Annotated in this window: 17 protein-coding genes, 2 tRNA genes and 1 riboswitch; of the genes, 8 read left to right on the top strand and 11 right to left on the bottom strand. The window is 75.5% G+C overall.

Going from position 1 to position 19177, the window contains the following annotated elements:
* Nucleotides 1-29: 29 nt before the first annotated feature.
* Nucleotides 30-1400: an MFS transporter gene (locus tag H7K62_RS12760; RefSeq protein ID WP_186718778.1), complete on the bottom strand. Its 1371-nt coding sequence runs from the start codon at nucleotides 1398-1400 to the stop codon at nucleotides 30-32.
* Between the two features lie 28 nt (nucleotides 1401-1428).
* On the opposite strand from H7K62_RS12760, the gene H7K62_RS12755 reads away from it, so the two are divergent.
* Nucleotides 1429-2484: an NAD(P)-dependent alcohol dehydrogenase gene (locus H7K62_RS12755; RefSeq protein WP_370591759.1), complete on the top strand. Its 1056-nt coding sequence runs from the start codon at nucleotides 1429-1431 to the stop codon at nucleotides 2482-2484.
* Between the two features lie 75 nt (nucleotides 2485-2559).
* Here the strand turns inward: H7K62_RS12755 and H7K62_RS12750 are convergent, their stop codons facing one another.
* The 7 genes from H7K62_RS12750 to acs form a co-directional block, all read right to left on the bottom strand.
* Nucleotides 2560-4194 carry an FAD-dependent oxidoreductase gene (locus H7K62_RS12750; RefSeq protein ID WP_186718774.1) on the bottom strand — a complete coding sequence of 545 codons (1635 nt, stop codon included), beginning with the start codon at nucleotides 4192-4194 and terminating at the stop codon, nucleotides 2560-2562.
* A 48-nt stretch (nucleotides 4195-4242) separates the two neighbouring features.
* On the bottom strand, nucleotides 4243-5019 hold the full coding sequence (locus tag H7K62_RS12745; protein ID WP_370591758.1) for an amino acid ABC transporter ATP-binding protein: 777 nt from the start codon (nucleotides 5017-5019) through the stop codon (nucleotides 4243-4245).
* Nucleotides 5016-5678, bottom strand: a complete 663-nt coding sequence (locus H7K62_RS12740) for an amino acid ABC transporter permease (protein WP_186718772.1) — start codon at nucleotides 5676-5678, stop codon at nucleotides 5016-5018. The genes H7K62_RS12745 and H7K62_RS12740 overlap by 4 nt, the downstream gene beginning before the upstream one ends.
* A gap of 34 nt (nucleotides 5679-5712) precedes the next feature.
* Complete coding sequence (locus H7K62_RS12735; RefSeq protein ID WP_186718764.1) at nucleotides 5713-6534, bottom strand: amino acid ABC transporter substrate-binding protein; 822 nt, start codon at nucleotides 6532-6534, stop codon at nucleotides 5713-5715.
* Between the two features lie 99 nt (nucleotides 6535-6633).
* The gene (locus H7K62_RS12730; protein WP_186718762.1) at nucleotides 6634-7161 is read right to left on the bottom strand and encodes a CoA-binding protein; all 528 of its coding nucleotides are present in this window, start codon (nucleotides 7159-7161) and stop codon (nucleotides 6634-6636) included.
* Nucleotides 7162-7164: 3 nt separating this feature from the next.
* A complete protein-coding gene (locus H7K62_RS12725) occupies nucleotides 7165-8583 on the bottom strand; it encodes an O-acetylhomoserine aminocarboxypropyltransferase/cysteine synthase family protein (RefSeq protein ID WP_186718760.1) in 1419 nt (472 codons plus the stop codon).
* A 31-nt stretch (nucleotides 8584-8614) separates the two neighbouring features.
* Entirely contained in the window at nucleotides 8615-10726 is a 2112-nt protein-coding gene (gene acs, locus H7K62_RS12720) for an acetate--CoA ligase (RefSeq protein ID WP_186718758.1), read from the bottom strand.
* Nucleotides 10727-10776: 50 nt separating this feature from the next.
* On the opposite strand from acs, the gene H7K62_RS12715 reads away from it, so the two are divergent.
* Nucleotides 10777-11265, top strand: a complete 489-nt coding sequence (locus H7K62_RS12715; RefSeq protein ID WP_370591757.1) for a hypothetical protein — start codon at nucleotides 10777-10779, stop codon at nucleotides 11263-11265.
* 75 nt (nucleotides 11266-11340) lie between these two features.
* Nucleotides 11341-11438: riboswitch (SAM riboswitch) on the bottom strand.
* A gap of 8 nt (nucleotides 11439-11446) precedes the next feature.
* Here H7K62_RS12715 and H7K62_RS12710 read toward each other — a convergent pair.
* Nucleotides 11447-12742, bottom strand: coding sequence for an MFS transporter (locus tag H7K62_RS12710; protein ID WP_186718756.1), 1296 nt, complete (start codon nucleotides 12740-12742; stop codon nucleotides 11447-11449).
* 115 nt (nucleotides 12743-12857) lie between these two features.
* On the opposite strand from H7K62_RS12710, the gene H7K62_RS12705 reads away from it, so the two are divergent.
* From H7K62_RS12705 to H7K62_RS12690, 4 genes are all read left to right on the top strand, one after another.
* Nucleotides 12858-13283: an ArsR/SmtB family transcription factor gene (locus H7K62_RS12705; protein WP_222437550.1), complete on the top strand. Its 426-nt coding sequence runs from the start codon at nucleotides 12858-12860 to the stop codon at nucleotides 13281-13283.
* Nucleotides 13284-13538: 255 nt separating this feature from the next.
* Nucleotides 13539-13904, top strand: a complete 366-nt coding sequence (locus H7K62_RS12700; RefSeq protein ID WP_186718755.1) for a BlaI/MecI/CopY family transcriptional regulator — start codon at nucleotides 13539-13541, stop codon at nucleotides 13902-13904.
* Between the two features lie 10 nt (nucleotides 13905-13914).
* On the top strand, nucleotides 13915-14913 hold the full coding sequence (locus H7K62_RS23920) for a M48 family metalloprotease (RefSeq protein ID WP_186718753.1): 999 nt from the start codon (nucleotides 13915-13917) through the stop codon (nucleotides 14911-14913).
* 97 nt (nucleotides 14914-15010) lie between these two features.
* Complete coding sequence (locus H7K62_RS12690; protein ID WP_186718751.1) at nucleotides 15011-16270, top strand: acyltransferase family protein; 1260 nt, start codon at nucleotides 15011-15013, stop codon at nucleotides 16268-16270.
* Nucleotides 16271-16344: 74 nt separating this feature from the next.
* Here H7K62_RS12690 and H7K62_RS12685 read toward each other — a convergent pair whose 3' ends face one another.
* Both H7K62_RS12685 and H7K62_RS12680 read right to left on the bottom strand, forming a co-directional pair.
* Entirely contained in the window at nucleotides 16345-16833 is a 489-nt protein-coding gene (locus H7K62_RS12685; protein ID WP_186718749.1) for a phage tail protein, read from the bottom strand.
* A gap of 26 nt (nucleotides 16834-16859) precedes the next feature.
* A tRNA-Gly gene (locus H7K62_RS12680) sits at nucleotides 16860-16930 on the bottom strand.
* Between the two features lie 113 nt (nucleotides 16931-17043).
* Between H7K62_RS12680 and H7K62_RS12675 the strand changes: the two genes are divergently transcribed.
* Together H7K62_RS12675 and tig are read left to right on the top strand one after the other, a co-directional pair.
* A tRNA-Pro gene (locus tag H7K62_RS12675) sits at nucleotides 17044-17117 on the top strand.
* A 145-nt stretch (nucleotides 17118-17262) separates the two neighbouring features.
* Nucleotides 17263-18897, top strand: coding sequence for a trigger factor (gene tig / locus H7K62_RS12670; protein WP_186718747.1), 1635 nt, complete (start codon nucleotides 17263-17265; stop codon nucleotides 18895-18897).
* Nucleotides 18898-19177 lie beyond the last annotated feature (280 nt).

Below are 19177 nucleotides of genomic sequence, written 5' to 3'. Positions count from 1 at the left end.
ACCCCGTCTGGAGGCGGTGCCCGGCGGGCTCACCCGGTCGGCGGTGCCGGTGGCGGCACCTGCGGTCCGCGACGCCCCTCGTCGTCGTCGGGGGCGGTGAGGAGGGAGCGCGTGCGCGCGAGCAGGACCGCCAGCACCAGCGCCAGGAGCGCCGCCCCGCCCGCGAGCAGCACCACCGCGCCCCAGCCCCCGGCCGACCACGCCGCGCCACCGGCCGTGCCGCCCAGGGAGGAGCCGACGTAGTAGGCGAACAGGTAGGTGGACGCGGCCTGCGCCGTGGCCCGGCCGGCGGCGCCGGCGCGCGCTGCCACCCACCCGCTGGCCACGCCGTGCGCGGCGAAGAAGCCCGCGGTGAACAGGGCCATCCCCGCCACCACGGCCCACAGCGGCGGCGCGGCCGTCACGGCCAGCCCCGCGGCCATGACCACCACGGCGACCGGGACGACGACGCGCCGGCCGAGCGCGTCCGCGAGCCGGCCGCCCTGCGCCGAGCTCACCGACCCCAGCGCGTAGACGGTGAACACGAGCCCGGCGACGGCCGGCCCGAGGGAGTACGGGGGTGACTCCAGCCTGAAGCCGATGGCGTTCCAGACGGCCACGAAGGAGCCCATGAGCGCCAGCGACAGGCCGTACAGGCCCAGCAGCGCGGGGTCGCTGACGACGCCGCGGGTGCGCCGGCCCAGGGCCCGCAGCCCCGACGGGGCCGGGGCGAACCGGCGCGAGCGCGGCAGCAGCCACCACACCAGCGCTGCGCAGACCAGGCCCAGCGCGGCCACCCCGCCCTGCGCGGCCCGCCACCCGCCCAGCTCCGCCAGACCGGAGGAGAGGAGGCGGCCGAGCATGCCGCCGATGGCGTTGCCGCCCACGTAGAGCCCGGTCGCCCGGCCAGCGGCCAGCGGGTGCACCTCCTCGCGCAGGTAGGCGACGGCCACGGCGGGCAGCCCCGCCAGCGCCAGTCCCTGCACCGCCCGCACCGCCACGAGCCAGTCCCACGTGGGGGCGAGCAGCGCCAGCAGCCCCAGGGCGCTGGAGGCCACCAGGGAGGCGTGCACGAGGCGGGTGCGCCCGAGGCGCTCCGACAGCGGCCCCGCCACGAGCAGGCCGACGGCGAGGGCGGCGGTGGCGGCCGACACCGCGAGCGTGGCGCCGGCGGGGGTGACGGCGAAGTCGGCCGACAGCAGCGGCAGCAGCGGCTGCGGTGCGTAGAGCAGGGCGAAGACCGCCACCCCGGCGAGGAACAGCGCCCAGGAGGCGCGCCGGAGCCCCGCCGACCCGGGCAGGTAGCCCTCGGGGGCGGGACCGGTGACCACGACCCCACGGTAGGCAGCCCGCTGCGCGGGGGCCCCGCGACCCGTCGTGCGCGACCCGCGCCCCTCCCGCAGGATGGACGGCAACCCCATCCGAACCCCCAGCAGACGGAGGAGAACCGTGCCCACCACCGTTCACGCCCGCAGCACCGCCGGCCCCGGCCAGCCCTTCGAGGCGACCACCATCGAGCGCCGCGACCTCGGCCCGAAGGACGTCCTCATCGACATCGCCTACGCGGGCATCTGCCACTCCGACATCCACACCGGCCGCGGCGAGTGGGGCGAGACCCTCTTCCCCCTGACCCCCGGCCACGAGATCGCCGGCGTCGTCTCCGAGGTCGGCTCCGAGGTCACCAAGCACGCCGTGGGCGACCGCGTCGGCGTCGGCTGCATGGTCGACTCCTGCCGCGAGTGCTCCGAGTGCACCGCCGGCCGCGAGCAGAACTGCAAGAAGGGCAACGTCGGCACCTACAACGCCATCGGCAAGGACGGGCGCCCCACCGAGGGCGGGTACAGCGAGAAGATCGTCGTCGACGAGGACTTCGTGCTGCGCATCCCCGAGGGCATCGACCTCGACGTCGCCGCGCCGCTGCTGTGCGCCGGCATCACGCTGTACTCTCCGCTGAGCTTCTGGGGCGCGGGGCCCGGCAAGCAGGTCGGCATCGTCGGCATGGGCGGCCTGGGCCACATGGGCGTGAAGATCGCTCACGCCATGGGCGCCGAGGTGACCGTGCTGTCGCAGTCGCTCAAGAAGCAGGAGGACGGGCTGCGCCTGGGCGCCGACCACTACGTGGCCACCGGTGACGAGGGTGCGCTGGAGTCCCTCAAGGGCACCTTCGACCTCATCGTCACGACGATCTCGGCCGACGTCGACATCAAGCCCTACATCGCCGCGCTCAAGCCCGAGGGCGTGCTGTGCACCGTGGGCCTGCCGAGCAAGCCGTTCGAGGTGCCCGCCGGCGCCCTGATCATGGGCCGCAAGTCCCTCGCGGGCTCCAACATCGGCTCCATCAAGGAGACGCAGGAGATGCTCGACTTCTGCGCCGAGCACCACATCGGCGCCGAGGTCGAGGTCATCAGCGCCGACCAGGTGGACGAGGCGTGGGACCGGGTCGTGAACTCCGACGTCCGCTACCGCTTCGTCATCGACACCAAGACCCTGGCGCCCTCCGCCTGACTCCAGCCGGACCGCCAGGTGGCCGACTGCCCATGATCACGACGATCATGGGCAGTCGGCCACTGCCGTTCACTCTCAGGGGCGCAGCAGCTCCTCCTCCAGGCGCAGCACCTCGAGGTCCCGGCCGACCCCGGCCACGGCGGTGACGCGGCCCTCGCCGTCCCGGTAGCGGACCACGGCGTCGCCGTCGGCCAGGGAGCCGTCCACCTCGGCCGAGCCGCTGCCCTCGCCGCCGCTGAGGTCCGGGACCTCACCGGCCAGCCGGTACTGCTTGCTGAACTGCTTGGTCCAGAAGAACGCCGGCTCGGTCAGGCCGTCGTCGTCGCCGCGACCGAGGACGTCGAGGGCCGCCGCGGCGCCCTGCCGCTGCGCCTGCGCCCAGTGCTCCACCCGGCGCCGGCGCCCCGTGGTGGCGTCCGGCCACGCCGCCACGTCGCCCGCCGCCCACACGCCGTCCGCGGAGGTGCGCCCGCGGGCGTCGACCACCACGCCGCCCCCGGCGTCCTCGTCGGCCAGCTCCAGGTCCGCGCTGCGGGCCAGGTCCAGGCGGGGCTTCACGCCCGTGCCGACCACCAGCAGGTCCGCGCGGCCCTCCGCCGGGGCCCGCGACCCGTCCTCCAGCTCCAGCACCCCGTCGTTCCAGCGGGCGGCGCGCCCGGTGACGAAGGCGACCCCCTCGGACTCGTGGGCGGACCGGACCGCCCGGCCCACGTCCTCGCCCATCTGCCGGGCCAGCGGCACCTCGGAGGTCGACACCACGGTGACGTCCACGCCCTTCTCGCGCAGCACCGCGGCGGCCTCCAGGCCGATGAACCCGGCGCCCAGCACCACCGCGCGCCGGCCCTCGGGGGAGTCGCCGACGGTGGCGAGCAGCGCGTCGGCGTCGTCCAGGGTGCGCAGCACCCGCACGTCGTCGCGCCCGAAGCCCGGCAGGGGCGGCCGGACCGGCTCCGAGCCCGGTGCCAGCACGAGGGCGTCGTAGCCGAGCACCGTGGTGGCGTCGTCGGCGCCGCGCACCGTGAGGCGCTTCTGCGCGGTGTCGAGCACCGTCGCCTCGGTGCCCAGGCGCAGCTCCACGCCGTGCTCGGCGTACCAGTCCTCGCCCAGCAGCGGCAGCGCGTCCTTGGGCTTGGCCCCGGCCAGGTAGAACTTGCTCAGCTGGGTCCTGTCGATGGGGGCGTGCGGCTCCGCCGAGACCAGCATCAGCTCACCCTCGTAGCCCTCCCGGCGCAGCCGCTCCACGGCGGCGAACCCCGCGGCACCACCGCCGACGACGACGACGCGCTGCAGGGTCCCGCCCGCTGCGCTGGCGGCGGCGTCCGGGCCGGGCGCCGGCTCGTCGGCGGGCCCGGTGACGCGCACGACGGCGTCCTCACCGGTGCCGTCGACCTCGACCTCGTACCGGGTCAGCGGCGCGTAGGCCGGGGCCAGCAGCGCCTCGCCGGTGCGCAGGTCGAAGCACGCGTGGTGGAACGGGCAGCGCACGAGGTTCCCCGTGCGCAGGCCCTTGGCCAGCGGCGCACCGACGTGCGTGCAGGCGCCGGAGACCGCGGAGACGCGGGTCTCGCCGTCGTCGTCGGTGTACCGGGTCAGCAGCACCTGCTCGGCGTCCTCACCGGTGCCGAGGGCGCCCGCGAGCACGCCGTCGAGGGGGAGGTCGCGCAGCGGGACTCCGCGGGTGAGGTCGGGGGTCGTGTCGTCGTCAGCCACCTCGGAACATCTACCCGCTCGGAGCCGGTGCCGCCCGTCGAGGCAGGCTCAGAGCGGGTCGAGCAGGCGCCGCAGGAAGCGGCGGGTGCGCTCCTCACGCGGGTCCGCGATCACCTGCGCCGCCGGTCCGCGCTCCACCACGACGCCGCCGTCGAGGAACAGCACCTGGTCGGCGACCTGCTGGGCGAAGCGGATCTCGTGGGTGACCACCACCATCGTGGTGCCCTGCTCGGCGAGGTCCCGCATCACGGCGAGCACCTCGCCCACCAGCTCCGGGTCGAGCGCGGAGGTCGGCTCGTCGAAGAGCACCACCTGCGGGCGGATCGCGAGCGCCCGCGCGATGCCCACGCGCTGCTGCTGCCCGCCTGAGAGCTGCGACGGCAGGGCGTCCTCGCGGCCTGCGAGGCCCACCCGCTCCAGGAGGACCAGCGCCTCGGCCCGGGCCTCCTCCCGCGGGCGGCCCTGGACGACGACGGGCCCCTCGAGGAGGTTCTCCAGCGCCGTGCGGTGCGGGAAGAGGTGGTGGGCCTGGAAGACCATGCCGCTCTGGGCCCGCAGCCGCGCCTCGGCGCGCACGGCAGCGCGGCGTCCCTGCTGCGGCAGGGCGGAGAAGTCCACCGAGACGTCCCCGATGCGCACGACACCGGACTCGGGGCGCTCGAGGGCGTTGAGGCAGCGCAGCACGGTGGTCTTGCCCGACCCGGACGGACCGATGAGCACGCTCACGGTGCCGGCGGGCACGGCGAGGTCGACGCCGCGCAGCACGCGGGTCTGCCCGAAGGACTTCTGCAGGCCCGCGGCCTCCAGCAGGGGGTGCGCGCTCACTGGGTCACGTACCTGTTCAAGCGGACCTCCAGCCGGTCCTGCAGCGCCGCGAGGACCGCGCAGACCACCCAGTAGTAGACGGCGGCCAGGCCGTACAGCGTGAGGAACTGGAAGGTGGGCGCCGCGATCTGCTGCGCCACCCGGAACATCTCCGTCACCAGCACCACCGACACCAGCGAGGTGTCCTTGAGCAGCGAGATCAGCGTGTTGCTCAGCGGCGGCACCGCCAGGCGCGCGGCCTGCGGGGCCACCACGCGCCGCAGCGTGGTGCCGTAGCCCATGCCGACGGTGGCGGCCGCCTCCCACTGCCCGCGGGGCACCGAGAGGATCGCGCTGCGCACCACCTCCGCGGCGTACCCGCCCACGTTGAGGCTCAGGGCGAGGATCGCGCTCGGCCACGGCGCGATGGTCAGGCCGACCGCAGGCAGCGCGTAGAACACGATGAACAGCTGCACGAGCAGCGGCGTGCCGCGGATGGCCGAGACGTACACCCGCGCGGCGCCCGAGACCAGCGCCACGGGCGAGAGCCGCATGAGGGCGACGACGACGGCGATGGCCAGCCCGAACGCGAACGACAGCGCCGTCAGGGGGATGGTGCCCAGCACCAGCCCCTGCAGCAGCGGCCACGCCGAGCTGCGCACCAGGTCCCAGTCGACCACCGGTCTCCTCCGCGGCCTCGCCCCGACCCCGGCGTCAGCCCGAGACGTCCTCGCCGAAGTACTTCTTCGAGATCGTGGCCAGGGTGCCGTCCGCCTTGAGCTCGGCGAGCGCCTCGTCGACCTTCGGGGTCAGCGCCGAGCCCTTGGTCAGGGCGAAGGCCTGCTGACTGGTGTCCGTGGTCTTGGCGGCCACCTTCACCGAGGTGTCGCCGGTGGTCTTGAGGTAGTCCAGCACAGCGAGGTCGTCGTTGACGGTGGCGTCCACGCGGCCCTGCTTGAGCAGGGTGACGGCCTGGGTGAAGCCCTCCACGCCCTCGACGTTCGCGCCGGCGTCCTTGGCCACCTGGGCCCAGTTGCTGGTCAGAGACTGGGCGGTGGTCTTGCCCTTCAGGCCGGCCAGGGACGTGATGGAGGTGTCGTCGGCGCGGGTGATGATCGCGCCGGTGGACGTGGTGTACGGCGTGGAGAAGTCGTACAGGGCCTGGCGCTCGGGGTTGACGGTGACCTGGTTGGCGACCACGTCGTACCGGCCGGCCTGCAGCCCCGCGAAGATGGCGTCCCAGGTGACGTCGGTGAACTGCACCTGCATCCCCATCTTCTGGGCGACCGCGGTGATGACGTCGACGTCGTACCCGGTGAGCTTCCCGCCGTCCTTCTGGTCGTGGTACGTGAACGGTGCGTAGGTGCCCTCGGAGGCCACGCGCAGGACGCCGCCCGTGCCGGAGGGGGAGCCGGACGGCGCGGCGCTGGAGCTGGCGCCGCCGACGATGCTGTCGGCCGGGGACCCTCCGCCGCAGGCGGACAGGGCCAGCGCGGCGGCAGCGGCGAGCAGGACGAAGGGCGAGCGGCGGAGCACAGGTGACCTCCGGGGTCGTGGGTGGTGCGAGGACCCCGGGGGTGCCGGGGTGGGGGCGGTGCTGCGGTGCTGAGCACCGCCCCCGACTGCAACGCTGGATCAGGCGCGGATCTGCCGCCTGCTGGAGATGACGCCGGTGTCGAAGCCCGCGAGGTGCAGGCCGCCGTGGAAGCGGGCGTGCTCGATCTTGACGCAGCGGTCCATGACCACCGACAGGCCGGCGGCCTCGGCGCGGTGGGCGACCTCCTCGTGCCAGGAGCCCAGCTGCAGCCACAGCACGGACGGCGACGTGCCGCCGCCCTTCGACTCCCGCAGCTCCAGCACCTCGTCGAGCACGCTCGGCAGGTCGTCGTGGCGGCGGAACACGTCCACGACGTCGGGCACCACCGGCAGGTCGGCGAGGCTCGGGTACACCGGGCGCCCGAGGATCTCCGTGGCGCGCGGGTTGATGAAGTACACGTCGTACGGGGAGCTGGAGAGCAGGTACGTCGCCACGAAGAAGCTGGCGCGGGCCTGGTTCTCCGACGCGCCGACGATGGCGATGCTCTTCGCCTCGCGCAGCAGCGCGAGGCGCTCGGGGGCGGTCGGTCCCACCCAGGTGCGGGTGTTGTCCACGGTCAGCGTCATGCGTCAGCCCTCCTTGACGGCGGCGGTCAGGGCCTGGTCGAGGTCCCAGAGGATGTCGTCGAGGTCTTCCAGCCCGACGGAGATGCGGACCAGCTCCGGCTTCACGCCGCCGGCCTCGAGCTGCTCGGCGCTCAGCTGCTGGTGCGTGGTGGACGCGGGGTGGATGACGAGGGTGCGGGTGTCGCCCACGTTCGCCAGGTGGCTCGCGAGCTGCACCGCCTCGATGAAGCGGCGCCCGGCCTCCCGGTCACCCGCGACGCCGAAGGAGAACACCGAGCTCGGCCCCAGCGGCAGGTACTTCTTGGCCCGCTCGTGGTGCACGTGCGAGGGCAGCCCGGCCCAGTTGACCCACGCGACGCGGGGGTCGCCGTCCAGCCACTCGGCCACGCCGCGGGCGTTGCGCAGGTGCTCCTCCATGCGCGGGGCGAGCGTCTCGACGCCCTGCAGCAGCTGGAACGCCGACTGCGCGGACAGCGACGGGCCGGTGTCGCGCAGCTGCTCGGAGCGCAGCTTGGTGAGGAAGCCGTACTCGCCGAAGTTCTGCCACCAGCGGATGCCGTTGTAGCTGGGCACGGGCTCGGTCATCTGCGGGAAGCGGCCGCTGCCCCAGTCGAAGCGACCGCTCTCGACGACCACGCCGCCCAGCGTCGTCCCGTGGCCGCCGAGGAACTTGGTGGCGGAGTGGATGACGATGTCGGCGCCGTGCTCGATCGGGCGCACGAGGTACGGCGGGGTGAGCGTGGCGTCGACGACCAGCGGCACGTGCTCGGCGTGCGCGACGCGCGCCAGGCCCTCCAGGTCGGCCACCTGCCCCGAGGGGTTGGCCACGACCTCGGTGTAGACCGCCTTGGTGTTCGGGCGGATGGCGGCGGCGTAGTCGGCCGGGTCGGTGCCGGCCACGAACGTCGTGTCCACGCCGAAGCGGCGCAGCGTCACGTCGAGCAGCGTCACCGTGCCGCCGTACAGCTGCGAGCTGGCGACGACGTGGTCACCCGCCCCGGCCAGCGCGGCGAGGGTGATGAACTCCGCGCTCATGCCGCTGGCCGTGGCCACGGCGCCGATGCCGCCCTCCAGGGACGCGATGCGCTCCTCGAACGCCGCGACCGTGGGGTTGGCCAGGCGGGAGTAGATGTTCCCGTACTTCTGCAGGCTGAAGAGGTTGGCGGCGTCGGCGGTGTCCTCGAACACGAACGACGTCGACTGGTAGATCGGGACGGCGCGGGCGCCGGTCGCCGAGTCGGGGGTGCCGCCGGCGTGCAGCGAGCGGGTGCGGAAGCCCCACGTGCGCTCACCGCTGGGCCGCTCCGCGAGCGGGTCGGGGGAGACCGCTCCGGGCACGGTCTGCGGGGCGGCGTCCTCGGTGCCGACCTGGCCGGCGGTCTCCGGGTTCACGGCAGCGCCGCCGGGGGTGTCCTGGCTCATGCGTCCATCCTCTCTCTGCGTGTCAGGGGGGTCAGCGGGCTGCGGTGGTGGTCGTCCTGGCGCGGCGGGCGGCGATGCCGTCGCGGACGGCGTCGACGGCGCGCTCGTCGGACAGCGACGTCGTGTCGCCCGGCGGCCTGCCCTCGAGCAGGTCGCCGAGGATGCGCCGCATGATCTTGCCGCTGCGGGTCTTGGGCAGGTCGCGCACCACCACGACGTGCTTGGGCTTGGCCACCGGCCCGATGACGGTCGCGACCTGGGCGCGCAGCGCGGCCTCCAGCGCGGGGTGGGCGTCGTCGTCGTCGAGCACCGACCGGCGCGACGGGATGACGAAGGCGGCCACCGCCTGGCCGGTCAGCTCGTCGGCGACGCCCACCACGCCGGCCTCGGCGACGTCGGGGTGCGCCACCAGCGCCGACTCCACCTCGGTGGTCGACAGGCGGTGCCCGGAGACGTTGACGACGTCGTCCAGGCGCCCGAGCAGCCACAGGTACCGGTCGGCGTCGTAACGGGCGCCGTCACCGGCGGCGTAGTAGCCCTGCGCGGCGAACTGCCGCCAGTAGGCGTCGCGGTAGCGCTCAGGGTTCCCCCACACCGTGCGGGCCATGCCCGGCCACGGCTTCCTCACCACGAGCCAGCCGCCCTGGCCGGGCTGCACCTCGGCGCCGGTGTCGTCGACGACGGCGGCGTCCAGGCCCGGCAGCGGGCGGGTGGCCGAACCCGGCTTGAGGGTGGTCGCGCCGGGCAGCGGCGCCACGACGGTGGCGCCGGTCTCGGACTGCCACCACGTGTCGACGACGGGCGCGGTGCCGCCGCCGACGTTCTCGCGGAACCACATCCACACCTCGGGGTTGATGGGCTCCCCGACGCTGCCGAGCAGCTTCAGGCTCGACAGGTCGTGGCGGGCGGGCACGTCGTCGCCCCAGGTCATGCAGGCCCTGATGAGGGTCGGCGCGGTGTAGTACGTGGTGGCCCGGTACCTCTCGATGATCTCGAAGTGCCGGCCCGGGGCGGGGAAGTCGGGCACGCCCTCGTACATGACCTGCGTGACGCCGTTGAGCAGCGGCCCGTAGATGGCGAAGGAGTGCGCCGTCACCCACGCGAGGTCGGCGGTGCACCAGTGGACGTCGGTCTCCGGGTGGGCGTCGAAGTGCGCCCAGTGCGCGTACCGGGCGTGGGTGAGGTAGCCGCCCGTGGTGTGCAGCAGGCCCTTCGGCTTCCCGGTGGAGCCCGACGTGTAGATGATGAAGAGCGGGTGCTCGGCGGGGAACGCGACGGCCTCGTGGACGGCGTCCGCGGTGTCGACCACGTCGTGCCACCACACGTCGCGCCCCTCGGTCCAGGGGATGGGCTCCCCGGCGTAGGCCTCCTCGCCGGTGCGGCGGACCACCAGCACGTGCTCGACGTGGTCGAGCCCGGCAACGGCCTCGTCGACGGCCGCCTTCACCGGCACCGCCTTGCCGCGGCGGAACTGCCCGTCGGTGGCGACCACCACCTTCGCCGTCGTGTCCGCCACCCGGAACCGCAGGGCCTCCGCGGAGAAGCCGCCGAACACCAGCGAGTGGACGGCGCCGATGCGCGCGCACGCCAGCACCGTCACCAGCGTCTCGGGGATGACGGGCAGGTACAGCACCACGCGGTCGCCCGGCTCCACGCCGAGCGCCGTGAGCGCGTTGGCGGCCCGGCTGACCTCGGCGAGCAGGTCGGCGTAGGTGATCGTGCGGGTGTCGCCGCGCTCGCCCTCGAAGTGCGTGGCCACCCGGTCCCCGTGGCCTGCGGCCACGTGCCGGTCCAGGCAGTTGACGGCAGCGTTGAGGGTGCCGCCGTCGAACCAGCGCGCCGACGGCACGGACAGCTCCGCCAGCGGGTCGGCCGGGTCGGCTCCGTCGGCGAGCTGCGGCGGCGACCACTGCAGCACCGTGTGCCACGGCGTCTCCCACTCCAGGTGCGCGGCCTGCTCGGCCCAGAAGCCCTCCGGGTCCTCCTCGCCGCGCTGGCGCCAGGCCTCCGCGGTGGCGGCGTCGAGGTTGGCGACCTGCGCGACGGCCCCCGGCGCGCGGAACGCGCGCTCCTCGGCGAGCAGGGTGGTGAGGGTGGCGTTCGAGGGCTGCGCCGACAGGGGCGCGGCGAGGGGGCGGGACATCGGGACGGGTCCTCCGGGCGGGGGCGGGGGTCAGGGGTCAGGCTGGGGGAGTGGTCGCTGGGGCGGGGAGTGCCGGGCTCGTGCTGCTGGTGGCGGCCACCGCGCTGCACCTGGGGTTCCAGCTGGTGGTGACCGCGCTGGTCTACCCGGTGCTGCTCGCGGCCGGTCCGGAGCAGGACGACGACGGCGGGGGAGCCGCGGCCCGCTGGCGCCGGGCGCACGACCTGCACCGCCGGCGGATCACGCCCGTCGTCGGGCTCGTGTACGGGCTGCTCGGCCTCGCCGACGGGTGGGTGCTCGTCGCGGGACCGCCGGCGGGGTGGCCCGGCGCGGCGGCGCTGGTGTCGGTGGCCGCCGCCGCCGTCGTCGTCCTCGTGACGGCCACGACGGCCGGCCCGGCCCACGGGCGGCTCGCCAGCAGCGGCCGGTCCGAGGCGCTGGTGCGCCGGCTGCGCCGGGCGGACGCGGTGCGGCTGCTGTTCGCCGCGGTGGCTGCCCTGGCCGCCGCCGCGGCCGCGGTGCCGCTCGTCACGCGCTGAGCGGCGAGGGTGGCTGCTGCGCCCCGGAGCGGGCGGGCTGGTGCGCGGGTGCGCTGACGGCGCTGGACACGACGGCCTCCATCGGTCCTGGCGGTAGCACCGGTCCGCGGGGGCCCCACGGGTGGTTGCTGCGGCGTCGCTGAGCCAGGTCTCTCGGCCGCTCGGGATGGTCGAGGCGATCCTACGGCGTCTGCACCGGTGAGCAGGTCGCGGAGGTGGAGACGGCTGCGCGGGCGGGTGCTGGGGCTCGCCCGGCCACCACCGCCGCGACCGCGGCGAGGACGACGACGGCGGCGGTGTAGGCCACCACCACCGGCAGCAGCCCGAGCCGGCCGGACAGCTCCCCGGCGGCCAGCGCGGGCAGGCTGAAGGCGAGGTAGCTGACCACGTAGACGCTGGTGAGCAGGCCGCCGCGCCGGTCGGCTGCGGCGGTGGCGGCCACGGCTCGCAGAGCGCCGGCGAAGGCTGCGCCGAAGCCCGCGCCCGCCACGGCGGTCCCTGCGGCGTAGGCGGGCAGGGACGCGGTCACCAGGCCCGCGGCGCTGACCAGGCTGCCTGCGGCGAGGGCGAGCGCTCCGCCCAGCTCCAGGGCCCTGCTGCCGGCACGGGCGCCCAGGAGGGCTGCGGTCCCACCGGCCACGCTGAAGGAGGCCACCAGCGCTGCGCCCGCCAGCGGGTGCTCGACGCGGAGCACCTCTCGCGCCACCGACGGCCCCAGCGACAGCTGCAGGGCGCCCAGCGCCCAGGTGGCGACGAACACCGGGACGGCCGAGGTGAAGCGCCGCCGGGACGCGACCGGCACCGCGGCGCTGGGGCGCAGCGAGCGCAGCAGCGCGGCGCGGCGCTGAGGCCCAGGCCCGGTGCCCGAGGTCTCCGGCAGGGCGACCAGCGCCACCAGGGCGAGGGCGACCAGGGCGGCGAGGGCTCCGAAGACGATGCGAGCCGGTCCGGCGGACAGCTCCACGACGGTGCCCGACCCGAGCGCCCCCAGCCCCAGGCCGAACGTGGGGGCGGCGCTGTTCACCAGCGCTCCCCGAGCCGGTCGCCCGGGCGGCGCGAGGTCGAGCAGCGCGGCACCGGCCGTGCCGACGGCCAGGCCGGTGGCGACGCCCTGGACGGCGCGCGCCAGGAGCAGCAGCGGCACGTCGGACGCCGCGAGGAAGACCAGCAGGCTCACCAGCTCGAGGGCGGTGGCGACCAGGAGCACCGGGCGGCGGCCCACCACGTCGGAGGCCCGGCCGAAGACGAGCAGCGCGGCGAGCAGCGCGAGGGCGTAGACGGCGAACACGGCGGTGAGGGCCCCCTGGGACGCTCCCCACTGCGACGCCCAGAGCGGGTACAGCGGGGAGGGCGCCGCCGACGCCGCGAGGAAGAGCACGACCAGCCCACCGACGAGGGCGAAGGCGGGCCGTCTGCCCCAGCGCGGCCAGGCCCTCCGGTGCGGCCGGGTCCGGCTCGGGTGCGACGGGCTGTCCACGGGGACCTCCGACCTCTCGGTACGACGGGAGTCGAACAGTCGGAGCGTAGACCGAGCGGGCGGACAGTTCCACGCACGCCGGACCGAGCATGCGGCGCCGCCCTACGCTGGCGGCGTGGACGAGGTGGCGCAGGAGGCGCGCGAGCGGGCCGCGCGAGGGCCCGCCGGGGGCGACGCGGGAGCGGGTCCGGAGCGGCCCCCGGGACGCGAGCTCCCGCACCCGGACGTGGGGGAGCTCGAGGTCACCGCCGTCCTGGCCGCTCTCGCCGACCCGGCGAGGCTGGCCATCGTGCGCGCCGTCGCCGCCGCTCCGCCCGCCGGGCTGGCCTGCGAGGCGGTCGGCGGCGTGGTCCCGAAGTCCACGCGGTCCCACCAGCTCAAGGTGCTGCGCGAGGCCGGCGTGGTCCGCACCACCCCCGCGGGCCGGCACCGGATGGTCACCCTCCGCCGCGACGACCTCGAGCGGCGCTTCCCCGGCCTCCTGGGCGCCGTGCTGGCGCCGGGGCCGTCGGACCCGGGCGCGGCGGCTCCGGCCGGGTGAGGGGGCGGTGGTCCGCAGGCGTCCGCTCGGGGGAGGTGCGGCGCCCGCGACGGTGACCGCGTCCCCCGGTCGGAGTGCTCACCGGTGGACATCCCCTCCGCCGCGCGTCGATCCTCGCCGACGTGGACACCGCGACGGAGCAGCTCATCGCCTCGCTCGAGGCGCTGCTCGACGCCGCCAGCCTGGACGGGCCGACCTCGCAGGTCGTCCCGCTGGAGGACTGGGCCGCTGAGCAGGCATGATGGGCCGGTGGTGATGGACGGCGCGCGACGCGCGCGAGGTGACCTCGAGCGGGAGGTCCTCGCGGCGCTCACCGCCGCTGGTGTCCCGTCCACCCCCGCCGAGGTGCGCGAGCGCCTGGGTGCGGACCTGGCGTACACCACCGTCATGACGACGCTGGCCCGCCTGCACGACAAGGGCCTCGCGGCGCGGGAGCGCGACGGGCGGGCGCACCGCTACCGGGTGGCCGACGCCGCCGAGGTCGCCGCGGCCCGCATGCGCCAGGCGCTGGAGACGAGCGACCGGCGCGACGCCGTGCTCGCCCGCTTCGTGGGAGACCTCGCCCCGGAGGACGTGCCGGTGCTCGAGCGGCTCCTGCGCGACGCCGAGCGGCGCGGCTGAGGGGACCGGCGTGCTCTACGCGCTGCAGGCGCCCCTGGTCGCCAGCGTCCTGCTCGCGCTGGCGGCGCCCCTGGTGGCGCGCCGCTGCCCGCCGCAGGCGGCCACCCTGGTGCTGGCGGCCTGCGCCGTCGGCAGCGCGGTGACCACCTCGCTCGCGCTGGTGCTGCACCTGTTCGTCCTCGTGGCCCGGGTGCACGCGGTGGCCTCGCTGCTCGGCTACGACGCCGGCCGCTTCGCCCACCACGTCCCCGTGCCCGCTGCGGCCTCGCTGGCGGCGGTGGGCCTGCTGGCGGCGGGTCTCGTGCGGGCGCTGGTGCTGTGGCGCCGCAGGGCGCGGGCGCTGCGCGCCGCGGACGAGCTCTGCTCCCGCCTGGGCGGTGCCGTCGGCGGTGTCGTGGTGGTGGACGACGGCGCCGAGGCGTTCGCGCTGCCCAGCCGCGGCGGGCGCGTGGTGGTCTCGCGCGCGCTCATGGACGCCCTCCCGGTGCAGGAGCGCGCGGCCCTGCTGGCCCACGAGCGCGCCCACCTGCGCGACCACCACGACCTCCTGCGCGCTGCCACCGCCTGGTCGGCCGCGCTGGACCCGCTGCTCGTCGGGCTGCTGCCCGCTGTGCGGTACGCCAGCGAGCGCTGGGCGGACGAGTCCGCGGCCGCGTCCCTCGGCGGTGACCGGCCGCTGGTGGCGCGGGCCGTGGCGCGGGCCGGTCTGCTGCGCACCGCGCTCTCGGGCCGTCCGGGGTGGCGCAGCGTGGCCCTGGCCGGTGGCGAGGGCGACGTGGTGCAGCGCGTGCGGGCCCTGCTCGCCGGGCGACCCGGGAGCGGTCGTCCGCTGGCGGTCGCGGGGGCCCTGTGCCTGGCGCTGCTGCTGGCCGCGGGCGGTCACGCCGTCGAGGACACCGCCGAGGTGCTCCAGCACGTGCGCAGCGGAGGGCACGACCGCGCCGGCCTCGCCTCGGTGCACCTGCTGCACGAGGCCGGCCAGCGGGCCCTGGAGCGCCTCGTCCCCTAGCGCCGGCCACCCGATCGGCGCAGCGGGCTCGCACCCCGCGTGCGCACCCTCCCGCACCACTACTACGTTCTGAGTAGTAGACGAGCAGGGGGACCTCGTGGCACGACCGCCGGCGCCGGTGGCGCCGACCAGCGCACGCACCGCAGCCCGCGCGAGCGGGCGACCGCCCGCCGCGACGTCGGGCGGGTTCCGCCCCGACGTCGAGGGCCTGCGCGCCGTCGCGCTCGGCCTGGTCCTCCTCTTCCACGCCGGCGTGCCCGGCGCCGGCGGCGGCCGACTCGGGGTGGACGTCTTCTTCGTCATCTCCGGCTTCCTCATCACCGGTCTGCTGGTCCGCGAGGTGGAGCGCACCGGCCGGGTGCGCCTGGCCGACTTCTACGCCCGGCGCGCGCGGCGGATCCTGCCCGCGGCCGTCGTCGTCCTGCTCGTGACCCTGGCCACGACGGCGGTCCTCGCCCCGGGGATGCTCGCCACCACCGGACGCGACGGCCTGGCGGCCGCGCTCCAGGTGGCCAACTGGCGCTCGGGCCTGGCTGACCCGGTGGAGCTGCACCCCGACGCCGCCGGCAGCCCGCTCATCCACTACTGGTCGCTGGCGGTGGAGGAGCAGTTCTACCTGCTGTGGCCGCCGCTGGTGCTGCTCGCGGTGGCGGCGGCCCGCCGGCGCGGGACCTCGCTGCGCCGCTCCCTCGCCCTGGCGGCGGGCGCGGTGGCCGTGGTCTCCCTGGCCTGCTCGGTGGTGTTCACGCCCCTCGTGCCCGCACTGGCCTACCTGTCCTCGCCGACCCGCGCGTGGCAGCTGGCAGCGGGGGCCCTGCTCGCGCTGGCGGCTCCGCGCCTCGAGCAGCTCGCGGCGGGCGGCCGGCTGGACCCGGTCCGGCGCTGGGTGCCGCTGCTCGGGTGGGGGGCGCTGCTCGTGGTGCTCACGAGCGCCGTGTGGACCGGGTCGGTCACCTACCCCGGGTCGGCAGCCCTCGTGCCCACCCTGGCGACCGTGGCGCTCGTCGCCGTCGGCACGCCCGGGCTCGCCGACGCCCGGGGAGCCCGGCTCGGGGTGGGGCGCCTGCTCGCGTGGGCCCCGGTGCGGTGGGCGGGGCGCGCCTCCTACTCCTGGTACCTGTGGCACGTGCCGGTGACCTTCGCCGGGGAGCGGCTGGGCCTGTCGGGCTGGCCCGCGCTGCTCGCGCTGGAGCTCTTCGTGGCGGGTCCGCTCGCCGCCCTGACGCTGGTGGTGGTCGAGCAGCCGTTCCGCACGTCACCGCGCTTCGCCGGCGCGCGCCGCGGCCTGCTGCTGGGCGCCGTCGTCACGGTCGTCGGCGTGGGGGCCTCCCTCACCGCCGTGCTCGTCGCGTCCTGACCCTCCCGGAGGCGGGCTGGCGGCCGGAGTCGTCGCCGGAGCTCCGGCGGGGGCCGCTCGGCGCGGTGGGCTCCTCAGAGCCGCGGCGGGGTGTGCTCGCCCTTGATGACGAAGAACGAGCCGCGGATGGTGCCGGCGAGCTTCGAGCGCTGCCGGGCGAACCTGAACCGGTCGGCCAGCTCCGCCGGCACCTCCATGCCGTCGCAGAGCTTGAACCCGACGGCGCGCTTGGAGCCCTCCTCCAGGCCGTAGAGCACGTTCACGCTCAGACCGGACGCGTGGAAGACGTACGTCCAGCTGGTGCCCTCGACCACGAAGGTGGTGGCCTCCAGCGGCGGTGAGGTGATGACGAGGTCGCGCTCGGAGGCGAGCAGCGAGGCGACCCAGCCGGCGAGCTCCGCGCCCGGCTGCCCCGGCCCGGCCGGCTCGGTGGTGAAGGCGTGGCCGAACTTCGTGTGGAAGTAGCGGGCCTCGTTGGCGCGCAGGCCGGCGAGGGCCCCGGCGACGGGGGAGGACTCCAGCCCGGCGGTGGAGACGGTCGAGAAGTCGACGGGGCGGGACATGCGGGGCATCCTGCCGCCGGCAGCGGAGCGGATGACGGGAATCGAACCCGCGTAATCAGTTTGGAAGACTGAGGCTCTACCATTGAGCTACATCCGCATGACCGTCAGTCACGACCCCGGGTTCCGGGGCCGAGGCGGACGGCGCGGGCAGCAGCGTACCGGCACGGCGCGCGGTCGCGGGCGCGTAGCCTTCACACCGCCCGCTGGGCACGGGGTGTGGCGCAGCCAGGTAGCGCGTCCGCTTTGGGAGCGGAAGGCCCCCGGTTCGAATCCGGGTACCCCGACGAGCGGCGATAAGGTGGCCGGCAGTGCCCGGCGCGGTTCGGTGCTGCCCGCGCGAGCTCGCACCACCGCGTCGCCGGCGCGCACCGCCCGCTGGACCGGAACGCCTGACTGACCGACCGTCTCAAGACCTGGAGAACCCCTGCCGTGAAGAGCGACGTCGAGACCCTCAACCCGACGCGGGTCAAGCTCACCGTCGAGGTGTCCTTCGCCGAGCTGAAGCCGAGCCTCGACAAGGCGTACAAGTCGATCGGCGGCCAGGTCACGGTGCCGGGCTTCCGCCGCGGCAAGGTTCCCGCGCGCGTCATCGACCAGCGCTTCGGGCGCGGCGTCGTCATCCAGGAGGCCGTCAACGACGCGCTGCCCGGCTTCTACCAGCAGGCCGTGCAGGAGAGCTCGGTCCGCCCGCTGGGCCAGCCCGACGTGGAGATCACCGAGGTGCCGGTCGGCGAGGGCGCCGACGCCGGCGAGCTGAAGTTCACCGCCGAGGTGGACGTCCGCCCGACCATCGACCTGCCCGACTTCTCCACCATCGCCGTCTCCGTGGACGACGTCGAGGTCACCGACGCCGACGTCGACGCCAAGCTCGAGGAGCTCCGCGTCCGCTTCGGCACCCTGGTGCCCGTCGAGCGCGCCGTGCAGACCGAGGACTCCGTCACCCTCGACCTCAAGGCCGAGATCGACGGCGAGCAGATCGACTCCGCCGAGGGCATCACCTACGTCGTGGGCCGCGGCACCATGCTCGAGGGCATGGACGACGCCCTCGAGGGCGCCTCCGTGGACGAGGAGCGCTCCTTCACCACCACGCTCGCCGGTGGCGAGCACGCCGGCGAGTCCGCCGAGGTCACCGTCGTCGTGAAGTCGGTCAAGGTGCGTGAGCTGCCCGAGCTCGACGACGACTTCGCGCAGCTGGCCAGCGAGTTCGACACCGTGGACGAGCTCCGCGCCGACCTGCGCGCCAAGGCCCAGGACGAGGCCGAGTTCCGCCAGGGCGTGCAGGCGCGCGACAAGGTGCTCGAGGCGCTGCTGGAGCAGGTCGAGATCCCCGTGCCGGACGGCGTCGTCGAGGACGAGGTGCACCGCCACCTCGAGAACGAGTCCCGCCTCGAGGACGACGAGCACCGCGCCGAGGTGACCGAGGAGACCCGCCGCGTGCTGCGCACGCAGTTCCTCCTGGACGCCGTGGCCGAGGCCGAGGAGGTCACGGTGGGCCAGCAGGAGCTGGTCGAGTACATCGTCGCCCAGGCCCCCGCCTACGGCATGGACCCGAACTCCTTCGCCCAGGCGATGGACCAGGCCGGCCAGGTGCCCGCCCTGGTGCAGGAGGTCGCCCGTCGCAAGGCGCTGGCCTCGGTGCTGGAGAAGGCCACCGTCACGGACGCCTCCGGCAAGGTCGTCGACCTCGGCGACGAGGACGACGACGCCGAGGGCTCCTCCGACGAGGCCGCCGAGGGCTCGTCCGAGGGCGCTGAGGCGCCGGCCGCCGAGGAGAAGCCCAAGCGCACCCGTGCCAAGAAGCCGGCCGCTGACGCCGAGGGCTCGGCTGACGAGGCCGCCGAGGCCGCCGAGGCGCCGGCCGCGGAGGAGAAGCCGAAGCGCACCCGTGCCAAGAAGCCGGCCGCTGACGCCGAGGCCGCTGCCGAGGGCTCGTCCGAGGGCGCTGAGGCGCCGGCCGCGGAGGAGAAGCCCAAGCGCACCCGCAAGCCGAAGGCGGAGGCCGCGGAGGCCGCCGGCTCGGCGGAGGCCGCTGAGGGCGCCGAGGGCGCCGGCACCCAGAGCTGACCCGGCGCTCCGCGCACCGTGCGGAGCCGCCACCCGTCGAGCACAGGGTGGCCCTGGTCCCGTCAGACGGGACCAGGGCCACCCTGTGCTCGTCCGGGACGGGACCAGTGCCGCCCGGGACGGCCCGCGCGGCGCAGCCGGGGCGGGCGCCGGCGGCGCTCGTCGTCGTCCTGCTCAGGTCCGTCCGGTGACCGCGTGCGGCCGGCCGGCACCTGCCGGGGACGTGCGCTCGCAGCGAACAGGGGCGCAGACCGGGACTGCCCCGCCCGCGCCCGGCGCT

This window comes from Quadrisphaera sp. RL12-1S, from assembly GCF_014270065.1.
Classification (GTDB): domain Bacteria; phylum Actinomycetota; class Actinomycetes; order Actinomycetales; family Quadrisphaeraceae; genus Quadrisphaera.
This window is presented reverse-complemented; position numbering and strand designations above follow the sequence as displayed.

Coding starts and splice junctions, on each gene's coding strand:
- H7K62_RS12760 (WP_186718778.1), bottom strand. CDS start 1,400: ATGGGGTTGCCGTCCATCCTGCGGGAGGGGCGCGGGTCGCGCACGACG.
- H7K62_RS12730 (WP_186718762.1), bottom strand. CDS start 7,161: ATGACGCTGACCGTGGACAACACCCGCACCTGGGTGGGACCGACCGCC.
- H7K62_RS12725 (WP_186718760.1), bottom strand. CDS start 8,583: ATGAGCCAGGACACCCCCGGCGGCGCTGCCGTGAACCCGGAGACCGCC.
- acs (WP_186718758.1), bottom strand. CDS start 10,726: ATGTCCCGCCCCCTCGCCGCGCCCCTGTCGGCGCAGCCCTCGAACGCC.
- H7K62_RS12700 (WP_186718755.1), top strand. CDS start 13,539: ATGGACGGCGCGCGACGCGCGCGAGGTGACCTCGAGCGGGAGGTCCTC.
- H7K62_RS12685 (WP_186718749.1), bottom strand. CDS start 16,833: ATGTCCCGCCCCGTCGACTTCTCGACCGTCTCCACCGCCGGGCTGGAG.